We start from the raw sequence: 20,423 nt of genomic DNA, 5'->3' as shown, positions 1-20,423 counted from the left end.
AAAAAAACGGGTGTAAACAATCCTGTAAACAACACCAACACATAAGCACAAAAGAAAGGTAGCAGTACTACCGGATAAAGCTTTAGCATTAGTGCAAACAAAACGATTGTTAGCATAAATTTTAATCCGTTGCCGCGTTTCAACGAGGCATACGCTTGATTTGCTCGACTTGCACCCATATATCTGAATGCATAAAGCGCAAATACAAAGTTAGGAAGTACTGCGACTGCGCCACCAGCTAGAGCTGAAAGTGCGGCATTGGTTTCCCAACCTATAAAAATTATTAGTGCAGCTAAAAGGGCTACAAATCCTTGAAGGCAAATTAATTTTAATGCGGCAAGCCTATACGGGCCTGCTAACTTATTAGTCACTTTTAATTAACCTTTATGACGCTCTAATTGTCAGGGTATGAAAACTGGCGAAATTATACTTAATCCTGCCAGTTTTGCAACTTGAGTAGGTGCTTTGTAACACAAAATCGCTGTAAATGTCCCTTTTTAGACATCCAATGAATTAATGGTGGGAATAGTCTTGATTGATACGGTTTAAAATACCGTCTAACTCGTCAAGATTAGTGTATGAAATAACCAACTTCCCTTTGCCTTTTTTGTTGTAATTTATTTCTACCTTTGCCCCTAGGTTATCAGCAAGCTGTTGCTCTAACTGTTTAACATCTGGGTCTTTTTCTATTACTTCTTTTGCTGGAGCTGGCTCTAAAATAGAGCGTACTAGTTTTTCTGTTTCGCGAACGGTCAATGCCTTTGCAACAGCTAAACGGGCTGCATCTGATTGCACTTCACCTTCAAGTGCTAACAGGCAACGTGCGTGACCCATTTCAATGTCACCATGCTCTAACAATATCTTTACATCGTTATTAAGATTATTTAAGCGTAATAAGTTAGTCACAGTAGTGCGCGATTTACCAACGGCATCAGCCACTTGTTGATGCGTTAACTCAAACTCATTAAGCAAGCGGTTAAGTGCAATCGCTTCTTCCATAGCGTTTAAGTCTTCACGCTGAATATTTTCAATTAGGGCAATAGCAACGGCTGCTTCATCAGGCACGTCTTTAATAATACAGGGTACAAAATCAAGTTTAGCAATTTGTGCAGCACGCCAACGGCGTTCACCGGCAATAATCTCGTAGCTGTTGTGCGCAACAGGGCGCACAACGATAGGTTGAATAATTCCTTGTGAGCGTATCGAACTGGCGAGTTCTTCAAGTGCCTCTTCAGACATGTCTTTACGAGGTTGGTATTTACCTGAGTGTAAAAACTCGATAGGGAGTTTTTGTAATTCACTGTTGCTAGGTTGCGCTGCATTTTCAACTGCGCTAGTTACGTTAGCATTGTCCTGTTCCTTGCCTTCGCTTGGTGCAGGTTTAGATGAACTTAAAAGCGCATCGAGTCCTCGGCCTAAACCTCGTTTTTTAGCAGACATGTTATTTTTTTACCTCAAAGTTAGGCGACAACGGGAGTTGTTTTTTCTTTTCTGCGTAGCATTTCACCAGCGAGAGCTAAATAAGCTTTCGCACCACTTGATGCTCGATCATAGTACATTGCTGGGGCACCAAAACTTGGGGCTTCTGCAAGTCGAACATTACGTGGGATCACCGTACGGTATACTTTATCGCCAAAATGTTGTTTTAATTGTTCTGATACATCATTTGCTAGTCGATTACGTGGATCGTACATAGTACGAAGTATGCCTTCAATCTGTAAGTTAGGGTTAACTAACTTAGCAAGTTGCGTAATCGTGTCCATTAATGCTGTTAATCCTTCAAGTGCGTAATATTCACATTGCATAGGCACTAAAATAGAATCGGCAGCGGCCATGGCATTAACGGTTAACATATTTAAAGAAGGCGGGCAGTCTATAAAAATAAACTCATACTGATCTTGTATTTTTTCAAGCGCGTTACGCAAACGTACTTCACGCGCAAATAATTCCATCAGCTTAACTTCTGCAGCGGTCACATCACCGTTTGCAGCAATCATATGATATTCGCCTGAGGTTTCTTTAATAATCACCTCATCAATAGGCTTATCTTCTATGAGCAAGTCATAGATAGTAGGGACGTCACCATATTTGTCGACGCCACTGCCCATGGTCGCATTGCCTTGCGGGTCGAGATCTATTAACAGCACTTTACGTTTCGTTGCAGCCATAGATGCAGCGAGATTAACGGCAGTGGTAGTTTTACCTACTCCGCCTTTTTGATTTGCTAATGCGATGACTTTTGCCACAGTGTCTCTGATCCCTAGTCTTTAGAAAGAATTATTAAATGTCGTTGTGCATCTAAATCCGGTACTTCTAATGCAATTTTTTGCTCAAACTTAACGCCAGCAGGGAGTGAGTCTAATTCCTCACTTGGAAATACCCCTTTAAGCGCAATAAACTTACCTGAATGATCAATTAAGTGCGAACACCAGTCAATCATATCTTGTAATGATGCAAATGCACGACTTAGTACGCCATCTAATTTAACACTTGGTTGATATTCTTCAACTCTTGACTGCACAGGGGTGACATTATCAAGGCCAAGCTCATGTTTAACATGCATTAAAAAACGTACACGTTTACCTAAACTATCTAATAATACAAATTGCGTATTGGGTAAGGCTATAGCTAACACTATGCCCGGTAAACCAGGACCCGTGCCAACATCAATATAATGATGACCGGTCAAGTGAGGAGCAACAACTAGGCTATCCATTATATGTTTAACCATCATTTCTTGAGGCAAACGTACTGAGGTTAAATTGTAGGCTTTATTCCACTTATCGAGTAATTCGACATAGCGAACAAGTTGTTGCTGTTGTTTTTGTGTTAGCGCAATATCAGTTTGCGCTAACAAAGTTGTTAATTGTTGCTGTAACACAATGTACCTTTACCGTTACGCAGTTTTGCGTAACAAGCCTTGCTTCTTCAGATACACTAATAATAGCGAAATCGCCGCTGGGGTGATACCAGAAATACGCGAAGCTTGGCCAATAGTGTCTGGACGAGCATCAATTAGCTTAGCAACTACCTCGTTTGATAGACCAGAGACGGTTTTATAATCAAACTCTTTTGGTAAGATTGTTTCTTCATGACGAAGCTGCTTATTGATCTCATCTTGCTGACGCGCAATGTAACCTGCGTACTTGGTATGAATTTCAACCTGCTCTAAAGCCGCCTTATTGGTAAACTCAGATCCAAGCCCTTCAATCGCCATCAAGTCGTTATAACGCACTTCTGGACGACGCAGTAATTCTTCTAAGCTGGCTTCACGCACAAGTGGCGTTTTAAGTAATTCGTTTACTTTATTAACCATGACATGATCTTTATGGATCCAGGTATCTTTAATACGCTGTTTTTCTTTAGCGATCACTTCCATTTTTTCGTTAAATGCTTGCCAACGTTCATCGTTAACTAAACCTAGTTCACGGCCTTTTTCAGTTAAACGAATATCAGCGTTGTCTTCACGAAGTAGCAAACGGTATTCTGCGCGACTAGTAAACATACGGTACGGTTCTTTTGTACCCAGTGTTGCTAAGTCGTCAATCAGTACGCCTACATAGGCTTCATCACGACGTGGCGTCCACGATTCTTTGCCTTGTACTTGTAAGGCTGCATTCATACCTGCGATCAGACCTTGTGCACCCGCTTCTTCGTAACCGGTAGTACCATTAATTTGACCAGCAAAAAATAAACCATCAATAAATTTAGTTTCTAATGATTGTTTTAAATCGCGCGGATCAAAAAAGTCATATTCAATGGCGTAGCCAGGACGACAGATATGTGCGTTCTCAAAGCCGGTGATCGATTGCACAATTTCTAACTGCACATCGAACGGTAAGCTAGTTGAAATACCGTTAGGGTATAACTCGTAAGAAGTTAAACCTTCTGGCTCTACAAATATTTGGTGTTTATCTTTATCTGCAAAACGTACAATTTTATCTTCAATAGACGGACAGTAACGTGGACCTATTCCTTCGATAACACCTGAGTACATAGGTGAGCGATGTAAGTTTTTGCGAATAACATCATGTGTTTTTTCATTGGTGTAAGTGATGTAACACGGAATTTGTTGTGGGTGGTCGCTTTGTTTACCCATAAATGAGAATACCGGTGTTGGTGCATCACCCGGTTGTTCTTGCATTTTACTAAAATCAACAGTCCGGGCATCAATACGCGGTGGCGTGCCGGTTTTTAAGCGATCTACTCTAAATGGTAATTCACGTAAGCGATCAGCTAAGGCAATCGAAGGCGGATCGCCAGCTCGGCCACCTTTGAAATTTTCAAGGCCGATATGAATTTGACCGCCTAAGAATGTACCCACGGTTAGTACCACACTAGGTGCACTAAAACGTAAACCCATTTGTGTCACTACACCGGTTACACGATCATTTTCAACGATTAGATCATCACATGATTGCTGAAAAATCTTTAAGTTTTCTTGGTTTTGAAGTGTGTTTTGAATAGCCGCTTTGTACAGGGCACGATCTGCTTGAGCACGAGTCGCTCGTACAGCAGGGCCTTTAGAAGAATTAAGCGTGCGGAATTGGATCCCGCCTTTGTCAATAGCTTGAGCCATTGCGCCACCTAGGGCATCAATTTCTTTAACCAGATGGCCTTTACCAATGCCACCAATTGCTGGGTTACAAGACATTTGACCAAGGGTATCCATATTGTGAGTCAGCAGCAGGGTATTCATCCCCATACGGGCAGCTGCCAATGCGGCTTCAGTGCCTGCATGTCCACCACCTACTACGATAACGTCAAAATTTTCGTGAAAAATCATTAATGGGATCCTACTTAAATCAAACCAGTAAACTTCAAAAGGGAGCGTATTCTACCTAGAAATTAGCAGAAGATAAATGATTAAACAGTGCTCAAGATCTAAGTAAGTGATCTCTAATAATATAAAGGATCTTTTAAAGAGATCTTTTAATACTATTACTACTACTGATCGGGTTTTCTGTTGATAAGCTTTAGATCATGATTAAAAACATATAATTAGATCGGATCTAAAGGTGTTAATATGATCGGATCTTCAGGCAAATAAGCTCTGATCAAAACGGGCTGTTATACACAGGCCGATCAAGTCTCGATCTTATCCCATGGATAAGCACGGCTAAAAAAGCAGTTTAATCAGTGTTTATCCACAAAATCTATTAATTTATTAGTAAATTGTGGGTAACTTTATTTATAACTTTTTGCTTGATCTTTCTATTTTAAACCTGTCTGTGCTATCCACGAGTCTAACCAAGCTAAGGCCGTATCTTCGGGCAAAGCTTCATCAAGAATATTAAGCTCTAAACGTTGTGCTACTTTTACAGCGCCTTTTTGACTTAAAAGGGCATCTATATTGCGTCCTGCAAGGTTATAAGTGTCGTAACTAGTATCGCCAAGTGCAATAACTGAATACTTTAAATGCGAAAGATCATCCACTTGAGATACTTGTTCGATAAAATCAATCAGGTTGTCAGGGTAGTCACCCGCACCGTATGTTGATGTACAAACCAACCAAATAGTATTTTGTTGATCGATTTCATTAAACTCAGGTTGATCATGTAGTTGGCTATTAATCCCTTGGTTGTTAAGTGCATCATTTAACTGCTCTGCAACGTACTCGGCGGATCCCATTTGACTACCAACGATAATATTTACTGAACTCATGAATATTACTGATCACTATTAGTTTTAATTGCTGCCTATGATAGCTCAGTGAGTATAACAGTAAAGTTAAGAGTGTTATTTTGTATAACTATTTTTGTGGTAATTTAAGCCTCCGCACTAACCACTGCTTTAACTTGTTGATTATTAATGGATTAACAAAATATATTTAAATGTAATCTTCTGATCAAGTTGTTGATAAGGTTGGGGAAAGCTCTGCTTAACTAAAAAGCAATGTTATAAATAGTTTGCTAAGTTATTGATTTTATATTGAGTGTTAACCACCAGCTAGTACAAATTCATAAATAAAGGCGTGTTGATCTTAGTGTGGATACAAAGCATGTTGATAACTTAAAATTGGGATCGAGAATAATTAAAAAAAATGATCTATTTATGCAGATCAGACTAAAAATCCATTTTTATTTTCCAAAAATCACTATTTAACTGATTTAAACACAGCATATTTTTACTTTTTATCGCTTTTAACTCATTTTTAAGGTAGTAAAACCCCAATTGTGGATAACTGATCTGCAAAAAAATAATTTCATCAATTTAAACTAAGAAATTAATTATATTTTGCTGGTGGAGTGGGCGATCAAACTTACTTTTTAGGTACGTTTTATTTTTATGGTTTGATAATTTCCTATGGCCAAGCTTGAAAAGCTAATGTAATAGGTTCTCTTTTAGGGGGAAATAAGCTTAATTTTTTACTATTAATGTAGGTAGTTTATCTGCTTTTTGGTGTGATTATAGGTTTAGCTCATCTACCTTAAACACATTTTTAAACATGAATGGAGGCTCATATTGGTGCAATTTAGCTGTATTTTTAGTCTGCTTGGTTTTTAAAGTGAGTTATTAAAATGCATTTTGGCGAGTCGATATTAAAAATAGTAGGCAGTAAAAAGGGCACCTAAGTGCCCTTAATGATCAAATTGTTACTTATTAGTTCGACTATTTACCGATACAGAACGAGCTGAAAATTTTGCCAAGCAAATCATCAGAAGTAAATTCACCAGTTATTTCGTTAAGATACTGCTGTGTTAAACGCAGTTCTTCCGCGAGGATTTCACCGGCCACATGCATCTCTAATTGTGTTTTACCTGTATCTAAATGATACGCAGCATGTTCTAGTGCATCTAAGTGACGACGGCGTGCCATAAAACCACCTTCTGTAGCACCATCAAAACCAATGCAAGCTTTTAAGTGAGTACGAACTAACTCTATACCATCAGCATTTTTAGCGCTTAAACTGATGACAGGATATTGTTGTTTTTGATCTATGCCGACTACATCACCTGATAAATCGGCTTTATTTCTGATCACAGTCACGCCCATACCTTGGGGTAACTTAGCCATAAATTCAGGCCAAATAGCATGTGGATCGGTATCAGTGGTGTCGGTGCCATCAAGCATAAATAGCACCCGATCAGCTTGGTTTATTTCATCCCAGGCACGTTCAATGCCTATTTGTTCTACTTTATCTGGGCTTTCTCGAAGGCCTGCGGTATCTATTATATGCAGTGGCATACCATCTATATGTATATGTTCACGTAATACGTCACGAGTGGTGCCGGCTATTTCAGTTACGATAGCCGCTTCTCGCCCTGCTAATGCATTAAGTAAGCTTGATTTACCTGCATTAGGGCGACCAGCAATAACGACGCGCATACCTTCGCGCATTATGCTGCCTTGTTTGGCTTGATTGGTTACGGCATTAAGCTGCTTGATGATGGCATTTAAATCACCACCCACTTTTCCGTCTGATAAAAAATCGATTTCTTCGTCAGGGAAATCAATAGCTGCTTCCACATACATACGTAAGTGAATGACTTTTTCAACTAAGGTTTCTATGTGCTTAGAGAATTGCCCTTGAAGTGATTGTAGAGCGCTTTTAGCGGCTTGCTCGCTAGTTGCATTAATTAAGTCGGCGATTGCTTCTGCTTGAGTTAAATCAAGCTTGTCGTTCATAAACGCACGCTCAGAGAATTCCCCTGGTTTAGCTAAACGCACACCGTCTATTTTACTTATTTCTTTGAGTAGCATATCAAGAACAACAGGGCCACCATGGCCTTGGAGTTCGAGTACGTCTTCACCGGTAAATGAGTGTGGGCCAGCAAAGTAAATCGCAATACCTTGGTCAAGTTGCTGACCTGCAAGGGTGTTAAATGGCACATAGTCGGCATAACGAACTTTAGGGACTTTGCCTATTATTTTTTCAGCAACCTGTTTGGCTAGGTTTCCTGAAACGCGAATAATACCAACACCGCCTCGGCCTGGGGCAGTGGCTTGTGCTGCAATTGTATCGTGATTGATCATGCGGTTTATTTGCCAACTTAAATAACGTAATGGCGGTATTGTAACCTATCAAATAGGCACTCGCGAATGCTGTTATAAAAAATAGGCAATAAAAAAGGCGACCTAAGTCGCCTTTATATAAGTAGGGAGTTTAATCGCCCCTTACTTTAATTCCTTTCTTTTCCATGCCACGGTAGATGATTAACATCTGGACAATAGAAATAAGGTTAGACACTAACCAGTAAAGTACTAAACCAGATGGGAACCATAAGAAGAATACAGAGAAGATAACCGGCATAAAGGTCATCATTTTTTGCTGCATTGGATCGGTAACCGTCATAGGTTGTAGTTTTTGCGTTATAAACATACTCGCACCAAATAAGATTGGTAATACGTAGTATGGGTCTTTCGCAGAAAGGTCAGTTAGCCAAAGTACAAATTCAGCGTGACGAAGTTCTGTAGACTCTAAGAATACATAGAATAAGGCTAAGAAGATTGGCATTTGCAGTAAAATAGGGAAACAGCCACCCATAGGGTTCACTTTTTCTTTACGGTACATTTCCATAGTCGCTTGGCCGAATTTTTGACGATCATCGCCATACTTTTCTTTTAGCGCTTTCATCTTAGGCTGTAATGCACGCATTTTAGCCATTGAGGTGTACTGTGCTTTAGTCAGTGGGTACATTAATGTTTTAACGATAATAGTGATGGCAATAATTGCTACACCCCAGTTACCTAAAATACTGTGTAACCATTTAAGTAGCACAAATAACGGCTGCGAAATGAAAAACAACCAACCATAATCAACTGTTAAGTCTAGGTCTGGATGAATGGCTTCAAGTTTATCTGACTCTTTAGGGCCCATGTAATAAGTTGCAGTAAGTACTTGCTCACTACCAGCTTGAACATTTACCGCTTCGTCTTTAACACCAATAATAGCCGCATTACTTTTAGTAATTAAACTATAAAGAGTATTAGTTTGATCTTGCATTGGTACCCAAGCACTTACAAAGTAATGCTGAATAAAGGCAACATAACCACCTTGAGTATTTTTATTTAGGTTTTTATCGGCCATATCTGAAAAACTATACTTTTCGTATTTTTCTTCATCAGTACCGTATGCAGCCCCTAAATAGTTTTGATCAACCATACTGCCTTTTTCTTGTACGGTGCGCTTTATTTGTGTGTAAAGTTGCACTTGTACTGGCGCGCTAGTGGTGTTGTTAACTTTATATTCTAAGCCAACATCATATTGACCCTTTTTGAATACATAGGTTTTAGTGAAACTTACACCGTTACTATCAGTAAACTGAAGAGGAACTCGAAGCTCATCACCCGTTAAAGTATAAGAAGTTTGTTCTGATTGGTAAGTAGGACGACCATTTGCTGATGCATCTGGGCCATTTAAACCTATTAAACCACTTTGTGAAAAGTATTGTTTACCATCAAATTCACCAAGTAGCATGTAAGGAACATCACTGCCTTTGGTTTCTTTATAATCAATTAAGTCTGTTTCAACAATGTCACCGCCTTTGGTGTCAATTTTTACTTTAAAAACGTCTGTTGTAATATTTATAACAGCGCGTTTAGCTAAAGTTGTTGAAGCAGGTAAACCTGAGTCTGATGAAGCTGGAACATAATCATCTGATTCTGGTGAATTTGCTTTTAGTGTTTGTGTAGTGGCACTAGGATCGGCTTTTGGTGTGTTGTAGTCATTATTCCACTCTTGAAATAATAAAAACGACACTAGCATTAGGCCGATGAATAAAAACGTGCGTTGCGATTCCATAACAGCTCTTATTTCTCGTGTTGGTGGTTAATACGGGTTAATTTTTCAGGAACGGGGTCGTCTCCGCCTGAATGTAAAGGATGGCATTTTAATATGCGTTTAACAGCTAACCAACTCCCTTTTACCGATCCATGCAAATTTATTGCTTGAATAGCGTAACTAGAGCATGTTGGATTAAAACGACAATGCGGACCTAATAGCGGGCTAATCCACTTTTGATAACCGCGGATAAATAAAACTAAACAACGTGTTGGTAAAGCAGCAAGTGGTTTAAGTAACCTCATGTTGTACATGCCCCTACGTTATGTTTAGTGAATAGATACCATGTATTTAAAGACTCACTATGAGATTTTAAACGCATGATTAAAAGGTGAGCTAAAGATACCTTAATTAACCCTGTAATTCTATTGCTATTGGGTTTGTTTAGTCGATTTAGCTGATTTGTTTGGGCGTTTTTTAAATGGTGGCGGTTTAGGGGCACCAGGTTTGCAGCGTTCATTAATCTTACGCCACAGCTTTGTAAGTTGTTTGGTTAATTCTTCATTAGACTGTTCATCAATGCCACTTTTAACCATCAACACAATATCAATATTATCGAGCGTGTGTTGGTTTAAACGAAAACTTTCGCGAGCAAGACGTTTAATACGGTTTCGTTGACATGCCTTTTTTACACGTTTTTTAGCAACAGTAAGGCCTAACCGAGGTTTTGACTGGTCACTTGGTTTTGCTAATAAGGTAAAGAAAGGAGTTGCAGCCCGAGCGGGTTCGTTAAATATGCGAGAGTAATGCGAGGGAGTTAACAGACGTAACTCCCTGCCAAAGCTAAAGTCTTCCACTTATAAATTAAGCAGAAAGAACTTTGCGGCCTTTAGCACGGCGACGAGCTAATACTTTACGGCCATTTACAGTTGCCATACGAGCACGGAAACCGTGTGTACGTTTGCGTTTTAAAACGCTAGGTTGAAAAGTTCTTTTCATAACAATCTCATCCGATCGGTTAAAGTTAAAACATCCTATGCAGGTCGCGATCCTGGCACAGGTGCCATTGCGAGCGCGAGATATTATAGATGAAGTGACGAAAAGTCAATCATAATAGAGTGCGTAAAGCATGTTTATTTATGATCAATTTTCATGATCCGATAGGATCATCATAAATAAGAAGTTTTCCACAGCCCCTGTATAAAAAGTGAATAAAAGCATGGGAAAAGTAAATTAGATCGTAAATTATGGTCGCGATCTGCTGCCAGTTTTGTTATGATCTCTAATCAAGCTTTAAAATAAAAAGCTATTTAAATCAGTCTGTTATTATATTTATACATCGATATCAACAATTTTACAAAAATCAATCTTTTACTTGTGGATAAAGTGCATTCATAATAGTCGGTCTTGGGCTGCTTATTGAGCCATTTAAACGCAATACAGGTGTGATTTTTGAATCATTATTGATGTGCGGGAATAAAAATTATATCTCTGGGAGTTTTACTGTGTATCTGTCGGTTTGGCAAAGTTGTTTATATGTATTGCAAGATGAATTGCCTTCGCAGCAATTCAGTATGTGGGTCAGACCACTTCAAGCAGAAAGTACCGAAGATACCTTGACGATTTACGCGCCTAATCGTTTCGTACTTGATTGGGTGAGAGAGAAGTACTTAAATAGAATAAATGAATTATTAGTAGAGATTTGTGGTGTAGAAGCACCCGAGTTACGCTTTGATGTAGGTAGTAAGCCGCTATTAAATGCACAAGCTGCACCGGTGGTTGAAACACAATCAGCGCCAAGCACGCAATCAACGGCAAAACAACAACCTCGAGAACAAAAACCGGTTGTAGAACCAGCTCCTAAATCTGGTTATAAATCAAACATTAAAGAAAACTATACCTTTGATAGTTTTGTTGAGGGTAAATCTAACCAATTAGCAAAAGCGGCTGCCACTCAGGTAGCAGACAACCCAGGCTCTGCATTTAACCCTGTATTTATTTACGGTGGTACGGGCTTAGGTAAAACGCATTTATTACATGCGGTAGGCAACGGTATTATGGCCAATAAGCCCGATGCTAAAATTGTTTACATGCATTCAGAACGTTTCGTTCAAGACATGGTTAAAGCACTGCAAAATAATGCGATTGAAGAGTTTAAGCGTTATTACCGTAGTGTTGATGCATTAATGATTGATGACATTCAATTTTTTGCTAATAAAGAACGTTCTCAAGAAGAATTCTTTCATACCTTTAATGCATTATTAGAAGGTAACCAACAAATTATTTTAACCTCTGACCGTTACCCTAAAGAGATTGAAGGGGTTGAAGATCGCCTTAAATCTCGTTTTGGTTGGGGATTAACCATCGCGATTGAGCCACCAGAGCTTGAAACACGCGTTGCTATTTTGATGAAAAAAGCCCAGCAAAGTAAAATTAATTTACCGCATGAAGTGGCATTTTTTATTGCGAAAAAATTACGCTCAAACGTACGTGAGCTTGAAGGTGCATTAAACCGTGTAATTGCTAACGCAAACTTTACCGGCCGCCCAATTTCTATCGACTTTGTAAAAGAAGCACTGCGTGATTTATTAGCGCTGCAAGACAAACTAGTCACCATAGACAACATTCAACGTACGGTTGCAGAATACTATAGAATACGTGTATCTGATTTACTGTCTAAGCGCCGTAGCCGCTCTATAGCAAGGCCTCGCCAAGTTGCCATGGCATTATCTAAAGAACTCACTAATCACAGCTTACCTGAGATTGGGGATGCTTTTGGTGGGCGTGACCATACAACAGTACTGCACGCGTGTCGCAAAGTTAAATCATTACGTGACGAAAGCCACGAGATTAAAGAAGATTACCAAAACTTAATAAGAACATTGTCATCTTAGGGCTGACTTTATTATGCAAATAACAATATCAAGAGAACAGTTTTTAAAACCATTGGTACAAGTATCGGGTGCCATTGAGCGTAAGCATACGTTACCTATTTTATCTAACGTATTGCTCGTGGTAGAAAATGGCCTGCTTTCAATGACAGGGACCGACCTTGAAATTGAATTAGTGGCGAGTGTGTTTGTAGGTGACGATGTTGCCGATACTAAACTCACATTACCGGCTAAAAAATTACTCGATATTTGTAAAAGTTTACCGGATGGGTCTGATCTTACTTTAAGCTTGCAAGACCATCAGCTACTTTTAACCAGTGGTAAAAGTCGTTTTTCATTGACCACTTTAGCGGCTGAAGATTTTCCTAATTTAGAGCAGTGGGATGGTGAGGTTGAATTTCAACTAACACGCTTAGAATTGCGTAAATTACTTGAAAGCACACACTTTTCAATGGCAAACCAAGATGTGCGTTATTACTTAAACGGCATGTCGTTTGAAGTTGATAACAGCGATATAAAAACAGTTGCCACTGATGGGCACCGTTTAGCTATTGCACAAAAACAACTAGGTCAGTCGTTAAATACACAGCGCCAATTAATTATACCGCGCAAAGGCGTGCAAGAAATTATGCGTCTAATGGTTGCCGACCAAGAGCTGGTAACTATTCAGTTTGGTGCTAACCACATTCGTATTATTGATATTGAGTTTACCTTTACGAGTAAATTAGTTGATGGCCGTTTCCCTGATTACCGTCGTGTTTTACCGCGCGGTGGCGATAAAGTAATTACAGCAAACAGAGAATGGTTACGTAATGCTTTTCAACGCGTATCGATTTTATCGAACGAAAAGTTTCGTGGTGTACGTTTAAATTTATCAAACGGCTTATTAAAAATTACGGCTAACAACCCAGAGCAAGAACAAGCTGAAGAAGTGGTTGAAGTAATGTACGAGGGTGATGACCTAGAAATAGGCTTTAATGTGTCTTACGTATTAGATGTATTAAATACATTAAAAACCGAAGATGTATTATTTACGCTTGCCGATTCAAATAGCAGTGCACTTATAGAGGGTGCGGGTGATGAAGAAGCTATGTACGTTGTTATGCCAATGCGTTTATAAGATCATATATACATAATGAGCTTAAGTCATTTGAGCCTCAAATATTTTCGTAATATTGAGGCACTGACGCTAGAACCAGTTAACGGCGTTAATATAATTTATGGTGAAAACGGCAGCGGAAAAACCAGCCTTTTAGAGGCTATTTATTACCTTTCTCACGGCAAATCTTTTCGAACCTCTAAACATAAAAGCATCATCGCTCATCACCAAGATCAATTTGTTATTCATGGTCGCAAAGCGTTACAGGATTTATCTATTCCAATAGGGATAAGTAAAACTCAAGCGGGTGAAACTAATTTAAAAATACAGGGTAAGGCGAGTCGAAAAGTATCTGAACTTGCTCAACTTATGCCAGTGCAAGTTATCACACCAGAAAGCTATTCATTATTTTTTGGTGGCCCTAAAGAGCGCAGAAAGTTTTTAGACTTAGGTTTGTTCCACGTGGAACATGAGTTTTTTTCTTATGGCAATCGTTTAATAAAGTGCTTAAACAGCGCAATGCCTTGTTGAAATCTAAGCCTAAGAATTATTTTGACCAAATCAAGTTTTGGGACAAAGAATTTGTTAGACTGGCTGAACAAATAAATAAATTAAGAATCGCGTATATAACTAGGTTTAAGCAGCAGTTTTTTGATAAAATGTGTGCAGAATTAACGCTAATACGCGATCTAGAAATTAGCTTTAATGCGGGCTGGAAAGAGAGCGAATCTCTTTCTGATGCGTTAGAGCAAAGCTTTGAGCGAGATGCTCGTCAAGGCTTTACTAGTAAAGGCCCTCATAAGGCTGATTTTAGTTTTAGTGTCGCTGGCAGCAGCGTTGAGAATGTATTCTCACGCGGGCAATTAAAGCTATTGTTGTATGCGTTAAAAGTAACGCAAAATAGTTTGATTGAGTCAGAGACAGATAAGCAATCTATATTGCTAATAGATGATTTACCTTCAGAGCTAAGCGAAGATACAAAAGAGAAAGTGGGTCAGTTATTGACACATTGCAGTTCTCAAATATTTATTTCTTCAATTTTATCTGAAAGTATTTCTGCTGTGGTGGAACCCATGAAACGAGAACTAAAAATGTTCCACGTGAAACATGGCAACCTAATAACAAGATAAGTGGGATTAACCATGTCTGAGAATTATGATTCGTCGAGTATTAAAGTACTTAAAGGATTAGATGCAGTAAGAAAGCGTCCTGGTATGTATATAGGGGACACCGATGATGGTACGGGCTTACACCATATGGTGTTTGAGGTCGTTGATAACTCTATCGATGAGGCCTTAGCTGGTCACTGTGATGATATATTTGTCACAATTCACTTAGACGGTTCGGTATCTGTAAGAGATAACGGCCGTGGTATTCCTACTTCTATACATGAAGAAGAAGGTGTATCTGCAGCTGAAGTTATTATGACGGTATTACACGCTGGTGGTAAGTTTGATGATAACTCTTATAAAGTATCAGGTGGCTTACACGGTGTTGGTGTATCGGTAGTAAATGCATTATCAGAAAAGTTAAAACTAACTATTCGTCGTGAAGGTAAACTTTACGAACAGTTTTACACTATGGGTGTTCCAGATGCACCACTTGCAGCTATTGGTGATTCTGAAACAACCGGTACTGAGTTACGTTTTTGGCCAAGTGCAGAAACGTTTACTAACCTAGATTTCCATTACGATATTTTAGCTAAGCGTTTACGCGAGTTATCGTTTTTGAACTCAGGTGTGAGCATCATTTTAAATGATGAGCGCGAAGAAAATAAAAGTGACCATTTTAAATACGAAGGTGGTATTAGAGCGTTCGTTGAATACTTAAATCGTAATAAAACACCTGTGCATAAAGGGGTGTTCCATTTTACTCACGAGCGTGAAGAAGATGGTATAAGTGTAGAAGTATCAATGCAGTGGAATGATGCGTTCCAAGAAAACATTTACTGTTTTACTAATAACATCCCACAACGTGATGGTGGTACTCACTTAGCTGGTTTTAGATCTGCGCTAACACGTACGCTTAATAACTACATGGAAAAAGAAGGCTTTAACAAAAAGGCTAAAACAACAAGTAACGCAACGGGCGATGATGCTCGTGAAGGCTTAACGGCTGTTGTTAGTGTTAAAGTGCCTGATCCTAAATTCTCATCACAGACAAAAGACAAGCTAGTATCTAGTGAAGTTAAGTCTGCTGTAGAGCAAGCAATGGCTGAAAAATTCACTGAGTTTTTATTAGAAAACCCAATGGATGCTAAAATTGTTGTTGGCAAAATTATTGATGCAGCACGCGCGCGTGAAGCAGCCCGTAAAGCTCGTGAAATGACCCGCCGTAAAGGTGCTATGGATTTAGCCGGTTTACCGGGCAAACTTGCGGATTGCCAAGAAAAAGATCCAGCCCAATCTGAACTATATATAGTGGAGGGTGACTCAGCTGGCGGTTCAGCCAAGCAGGGTCGTAACCGTAAGAATCAAGCAATTCTTCCGCTTAAAGGTAAAATCTTAAACGTAGAAAAAGCACGTTTTGATAAAATGCTTTCTTCACAAGAAGTGGCAACGCTAATTACTGCACTAGGTTGTGGTATTGGCCGTGACGAATATAACCCTGAGAAACTACGTTATCACCGTATCATAATCATGACCGATGCCGACGTGGATGGTTCTCACATTCGTACTTTGCTACTAACATTCTTCTACCGTCAAATGCCGGAAATTGTTGAACGTGGTTATATTTATATTGCTCAGCCTCCACTTTATAAAGTGAAAAAAGGCAAGCAAGAGCGTTATATTAAAGATGACCCAGCATTAGTTGATTACCTTACATCTTTAGCGCTAAGCAATGCAGCACTGTACACTAGTGATAGTGCTGAAGCGGTTGATGGTGAAGCGTTAGAATCAATAGTTCACGATTATCAAAACACGGTTAAAGTTATCGAGCGCTTAAAGCGTAAGTATCCGAACACAGTTATGAACCGTTTGATTTACCAAAGTGAGCTGAAAAAAGAAGACCTTTCAGACGAAGCTAAGGTAATTGCTTGGACTAAAGAGCTGGTTGATGACTTAATTGAACGTGATGAAGATGCAACTATTTTCCATGCGGGAACTGAGCACGATACAGAGCGTAACTTGTATTATCCAGTTGTGAATATTCGTCAGCATGGTGTGGATAAAGCACACGTACTTCATTATGACTTTATTACATCAAGAGACTACCAACGTATTGCTGTAACAGGTAAAAACATTGCTAATATCATCACAGAGGGTGCATATATTCAACGTGGTGAGAAAACAAAACCTGTTGATAACTTTGTGGATGCATTGGAATGGTTGATCGCAGAGTCTAAGCGTGGGATCTACATTCAACGCTACAAAGGACTAGGTGAAATGAACCCAAGTCAGCTTTGGGAAACCACTATGGATCCAAGTGCACGCCGTATGTTGCAAGTAACAATTGAAGATGCTGTTGCAGCGGATCAATTATTTGCCACATTAATGGGCGATCAAGTTGAGCCGCGTCGTGAGTTTATTGAAACGAATGCACTGCGTGTGGTTAACTTAGACGTATAAAACATTATCGTAATCACAAAAAAGGAGCCTTAGGCTCCTTTTTTATTTTTTCAAACGCACAAACTGCTTAAAACCTGAGTGTGCACAAGGTATACTGAGGGTAATTTTCACGCTACTTCTCAGATAGTAAAAAGCCAAATATGCAAAAATATGACGTTAAAACCTTTCAAGGTTTGATCCTGGCTTTACAGGATTATTGGGCACAGCAAGGCTGTGTCATTATTCAACCACTTGACATGGAAGTGGGCGCAGGGACATTTCACCCGCAAACATTTTTAAAATCAATTGGCCCAGAGCCAATGTCGAGCGCATACGTTCAACCGTGTCGTCGTCCTACCGATGGCCGTTACGGTGAGAACCCAAACCGCTTACAACATTACTACCAATTCCAAGTTGTGTTAAAACCATCACCAGACAATATTCAAGAGCTTTACTTAGGTTCTTTAGCTGCTGTAGGTATTGATACCCTAACTGACGAAGTTCGCTTTGTAGAAGATAACTGGGAATCACCTACATTAGGTGCGTGGGGCCTAGGTTGGGAAATTTGGTTAAATGGCATGGAGGTAACGCAGTTTACTTACTTCCAGCAGGTGGGCGGTTTAGAATGCTCACCGGTAACGGGTGAGATTACTTACGGCCTAGAGCGTTTAGCAATGTACATTCAAGGCGTAGATAGCATTTACGACCTAGTATGGGCAGACGGCCCATTTGGGCGCGTAACTTATGGTGATGTGTTCCATCAAAATGAAGTTGAGCAATCAACCTATAACTTTGAACATGCAAACGTAGCCGACTTATTTGAACAGTTTGATAAATGTGAAGCTGAAAGCCAAAAGCTAATTGAAGCAAGCCTACCATTACCAGCCTACGAGCAAGTAATGAAAGCATCGCACGCATTTAACTTATTAGACGCACGCCATGCTATTTCAGTAACCGAGCGTCAACGTTATATTTTACGCGTTCGTGCGTTATCAAAAGCGTGTGCACAAAGTTATTACGATGCACGTGAAGCACTTGGTTTCCCGCTGTGTAAGGATAAGTAAGCATGTCAGCAGAAAATTTATTAGTAGAAATTGGCACCGAAGAGTTGCCACCAAAAGCACTTCGTAAATTAGCCGAAGCCTTTGCTGCAAACTTAACAGCAGAATTAGAAAGTCTAGAACTAGGTCACCAAGGTGTGAACTGGTATGCATCGCCTCGTCGTTTAGGTTTACAAGTAAAAGCACTTGAAGCTAAACAACAAGACAAAGAAGTTGAAAAACGTGGCCCTGCAACTAAAGCCGCTTTTGATACTGAGGGTAACCCAACTAAAGCAGCCATGGGCTGGGCTCGAGGTTGTGGTATTGAAGTAAAAGATGCGCAAACACTAGAAACAGATAAAGGCGCATGGTTATTGCACATTGCTAAAGTAGCAGGGCAAGAAACCAAAACGTTAATGACCGACGCTATAAGCAAAGCACTCGCTAAGTTACCTATTCCTAAACCAATGCGTTGGGGTGCGAATAAAACACAATTTATTCGTCCTGTGCATACCGTAACTATTTTATTCGGTAGTGAACTTGTTGAGGGTGAAATTCTTGGTAAGCAAGTGAGTAATCAACTGCAAGGTCATCGTTTTCATCACCCTGAAAAAATTAGCATTGATCATGCAGATGATGTGTTTGATGTACTTAAATCAGCTTACGTTGTTGCTGACTACGAACAGCGTAAAGCACAGATTCGCGCGCAAATAGAAGACGCAGCGAAAGCAGTTAATGCCGTTGTTGCAATGGATGAAGACTTACTTGAAGAAGTTACTTCATTGGTAGAATGGCCAGTAACGCTAACAGCCACATTTGAAGAAGCATTTTTAGATGTACCTGCTGAAGCGCTTATTTACACCATGAAAGACGATCAGAAATACTTCCCGTTATTAGATCAAGACGGCAAACTTTTAAATAAATTTTTGTTTGTCTCTAACATCGAAAGTAAAGATCCTAGTGTGGTTATTTCTGGTAACGAAAAAGTAGTGCGCCCGCGTTTAGCCGATGCGCAGTTCTTCTTTGAAACCGATAAAAAGAAAACATTAGAAAGCCGTTTAGAATCGCTTGATAGCGTATTGTTCCAAAAACAACTTGGTACGCTTAAAGACAAGTCACAGCGTATTAGTGAACTGGCAGGTTACATTGCCGAGCAACTTGGTGCCGACAAAGCACTGGCAGCTCGCGCTGGCTTATTAAGTAAAACTGACTTAATGACCGAAATGGTAATGGAATTTACCGACGTACAAGGTGTAATGGGAATGCATTACGCACGTCACGATGGTGAAGCAGAAGAAGTTGCAGTGGCACAAAACGAGCAATACATGCCACGTTTTGCCGGTGACAACTTACCAACTAATGTGATCAGCTGTGCAGTCGCCATTGCCGATAAGTTTGATACGCTGGTGGGTATTTTTGGTATAGGCCAAGCACCAAAAGGTGATAAAGACCCATTTGCACTTCGTCGTGCTGCTATTGGTGCATTACGTATCATGGTAGAAAAACAGCTACCGCTTGATATTTTAGACCTAGTTGCTAAATCACAAACCTTGTTTGGTGAGAAGCTGACTAACCTAAATGTATCAACGGATGTGTTTGACTTTATGCTAGGGCGTTTCCGTGCTTGGTATCAAGACGAAGGCATTGAAGTGGATGTGATTCAAGCCGTACTTGCGCGTCGTCCAACCAAGCCTGTTGATTTTGATCGCCGAGTTAAAGCCGTAAGTCATTTCCGCACATTAGACGCCGCAGAATCGCTTGCAGCGGCTAATAAGCGTGTAAGTAATATTCTGGCTAAAAATAACATTACAACGCAAGGCGATGTTGATCAGAGCTTATTGAATGATGACGCAGAAAAAGTATTGGCTTCGCAAGTTGCAAAATTTGCCACTGATTTAGCACCACTGTACAGCGATGGAAACTACCAAGAGGCATTAAGCCAATTAGCAGGCATTCGTGAGAGTGTTGATAACTTTTTTGACAATGTCATGGTAATGGCTGACGATGAAGCGGTTAAGCAAAACCGTCTTGCGCTTTTAAGCCAGCTTAGCGGGTTATTTTTAGAAATTGCAGATATTTCTGTATTACAAAAATAACAGCTTATAGCTATTTAAAAAGCCA

Annotated in this window: 15 protein-coding genes and 2 pseudogenes; 6 read left to right on the top strand and 11 right to left on the bottom strand. The window is 39.7% G+C overall.

The genetic code is table 11. The annotated features are described in order from the left end of the window. Window positions 1-2: 2 nt before the first annotated feature. The 11 genes and pseudogenes from AB8618_RS15895 to rpmH all read right to left on the bottom strand — a co-directional run. Window positions 3-371, bottom strand: a pseudogene (locus AB8618_RS15895) (ATP synthase subunit I); the annotation flags it as partial. 142 nt (window positions 372-513) lie between these two features. Continuing rightward, window positions 514-1,440, bottom strand: a complete 927-nt coding sequence (locus AB8618_RS15890; RefSeq protein ID WP_413401021.1) for a ParB/RepB/Spo0J family partition protein — start codon at window positions 1,438-1,440, stop codon at window positions 514-516. 20 nt (window positions 1,441-1,460) lie between these two features. Further along, window positions 1,461-2,246 (bottom strand): ParA family protein, encoded by a 786-nt coding sequence (locus AB8618_RS15885; RefSeq protein ID WP_008112117.1) that lies wholly within the window; start codon window positions 2,244-2,246, stop codon window positions 1,461-1,463. 14 nt (window positions 2,247-2,260) lie between these two features. Then, complete coding sequence (gene rsmG, locus AB8618_RS15880; protein WP_413401020.1) at window positions 2,261-2,881, bottom strand: 16S rRNA (guanine(527)-N(7))-methyltransferase RsmG; 621 nt, start codon at window positions 2,879-2,881, stop codon at window positions 2,261-2,263. A 15-nt stretch (window positions 2,882-2,896) separates the two neighbouring features. Next, on the bottom strand, window positions 2,897-4,786 hold the full coding sequence (mnmG, locus tag AB8618_RS15875) for a tRNA uridine-5-carboxymethylaminomethyl(34) synthesis enzyme MnmG (RefSeq protein WP_413401019.1): 1,890 nt from the start codon (window positions 4,784-4,786) through the stop codon (window positions 2,897-2,899). A gap of 428 nt (window positions 4,787-5,214) precedes the next feature. Next, on the bottom strand, window positions 5,215-5,664 hold the full coding sequence (gene mioC, locus AB8618_RS15870) for an FMN-binding protein MioC (protein ID WP_413401018.1): 450 nt from the start codon (window positions 5,662-5,664) through the stop codon (window positions 5,215-5,217). 948 nt (window positions 5,665-6,612) lie between these two features. Beyond that, window positions 6,613-7,977, bottom strand: coding sequence for a tRNA uridine-5-carboxymethylaminomethyl(34) synthesis GTPase MnmE (gene mnmE / locus AB8618_RS15865; RefSeq protein ID WP_413401017.1), 1,365 nt, complete (start codon window positions 7,975-7,977; stop codon window positions 6,613-6,615). A 130-nt stretch (window positions 7,978-8,107) separates the two neighbouring features. Further along, window positions 8,108-9,745, bottom strand: coding sequence for a membrane protein insertase YidC (gene yidC / locus AB8618_RS15860; protein WP_290170935.1), 1,638 nt, complete (start codon window positions 9,743-9,745; stop codon window positions 8,108-8,110). 8 nt (window positions 9,746-9,753) lie between these two features. After that, complete coding sequence (gene yidD, locus AB8618_RS15855; protein ID WP_024601490.1) at window positions 9,754-10,029, bottom strand: membrane protein insertion efficiency factor YidD; 276 nt, start codon at window positions 10,027-10,029, stop codon at window positions 9,754-9,756. 126 nt (window positions 10,030-10,155) lie between these two features. After that, entirely contained in the window at window positions 10,156-10,581 is a 426-nt protein-coding gene (gene rnpA, locus AB8618_RS15850; protein WP_008467046.1) for a ribonuclease P protein component, read from the bottom strand. A 7-nt stretch (window positions 10,582-10,588) separates the two neighbouring features. Further along, window positions 10,589-10,723, bottom strand: coding sequence for a 50S ribosomal protein L34 (gene rpmH, locus AB8618_RS15845; RefSeq protein ID WP_008112968.1), 135 nt, complete (start codon window positions 10,721-10,723; stop codon window positions 10,589-10,591). Window positions 10,724-11,229: 506 nt separating this feature from the next. Here rpmH and dnaA point away from each other — a divergent pair. The 6 genes and pseudogenes from dnaA to glyS all read left to right on the top strand — a co-directional run bounded on the left by dnaA (window position 11,230) and on the right by glyS (window position 20,398). Next, window positions 11,230-12,618, top strand: a complete 1,389-nt coding sequence (gene dnaA, locus AB8618_RS15840; protein WP_024601489.1) for a chromosomal replication initiator protein DnaA — start codon at window positions 11,230-11,232, stop codon at window positions 12,616-12,618. 13 nt (window positions 12,619-12,631) lie between these two features. Continuing rightward, window positions 12,632-13,735: a DNA polymerase III subunit beta gene (dnaN, locus tag AB8618_RS15835; protein ID WP_413401016.1), complete on the top strand. Its 1,104-nt coding sequence runs from the start codon at window positions 12,632-12,634 to the stop codon at window positions 13,733-13,735. A gap of 15 nt (window positions 13,736-13,750) precedes the next feature. After that, window positions 13,751-14,844 (top strand): annotated as a pseudogene (recF, locus tag AB8618_RS15830) (DNA replication/repair protein RecF). 12 nt (window positions 14,845-14,856) lie between these two features. After that, window positions 14,857-17,283 carry a DNA topoisomerase (ATP-hydrolyzing) subunit B gene (gene gyrB / locus AB8618_RS15825; RefSeq protein WP_413401014.1) on the top strand — a complete coding sequence of 809 codons (2,427 nt, stop codon included), beginning with the start codon at window positions 14,857-14,859 and terminating at the stop codon, window positions 17,281-17,283. A gap of 140 nt (window positions 17,284-17,423) precedes the next feature. Next, window positions 17,424-18,326 (top strand): glycine--tRNA ligase subunit alpha, encoded by a 903-nt coding sequence (glyQ, locus tag AB8618_RS15820; protein ID WP_010392717.1) that lies wholly within the window; start codon window positions 17,424-17,426, stop codon window positions 18,324-18,326. A 2-nt stretch (window positions 18,327-18,328) separates the two neighbouring features. Further along, window positions 18,329-20,398: a glycine--tRNA ligase subunit beta gene (glyS, locus tag AB8618_RS15815; RefSeq protein WP_413401013.1), complete on the top strand. Its 2,070-nt coding sequence runs from the start codon at window positions 18,329-18,331 to the stop codon at window positions 20,396-20,398. Window positions 20,399-20,423 lie beyond the last annotated feature (25 nt).

The organism is Pseudoalteromonas sp. RW-H-Ap-1 (assembly GCF_048318575.1).
In the GTDB taxonomy this organism is placed as follows: Bacteria; Pseudomonadota; Gammaproteobacteria; order Enterobacterales; family Alteromonadaceae; genus Pseudoalteromonas.
The sequence above is the reverse complement of the archived record's forward strand: the minus strand, read 5'-3'. Positions and strand labels throughout refer to the sequence as shown.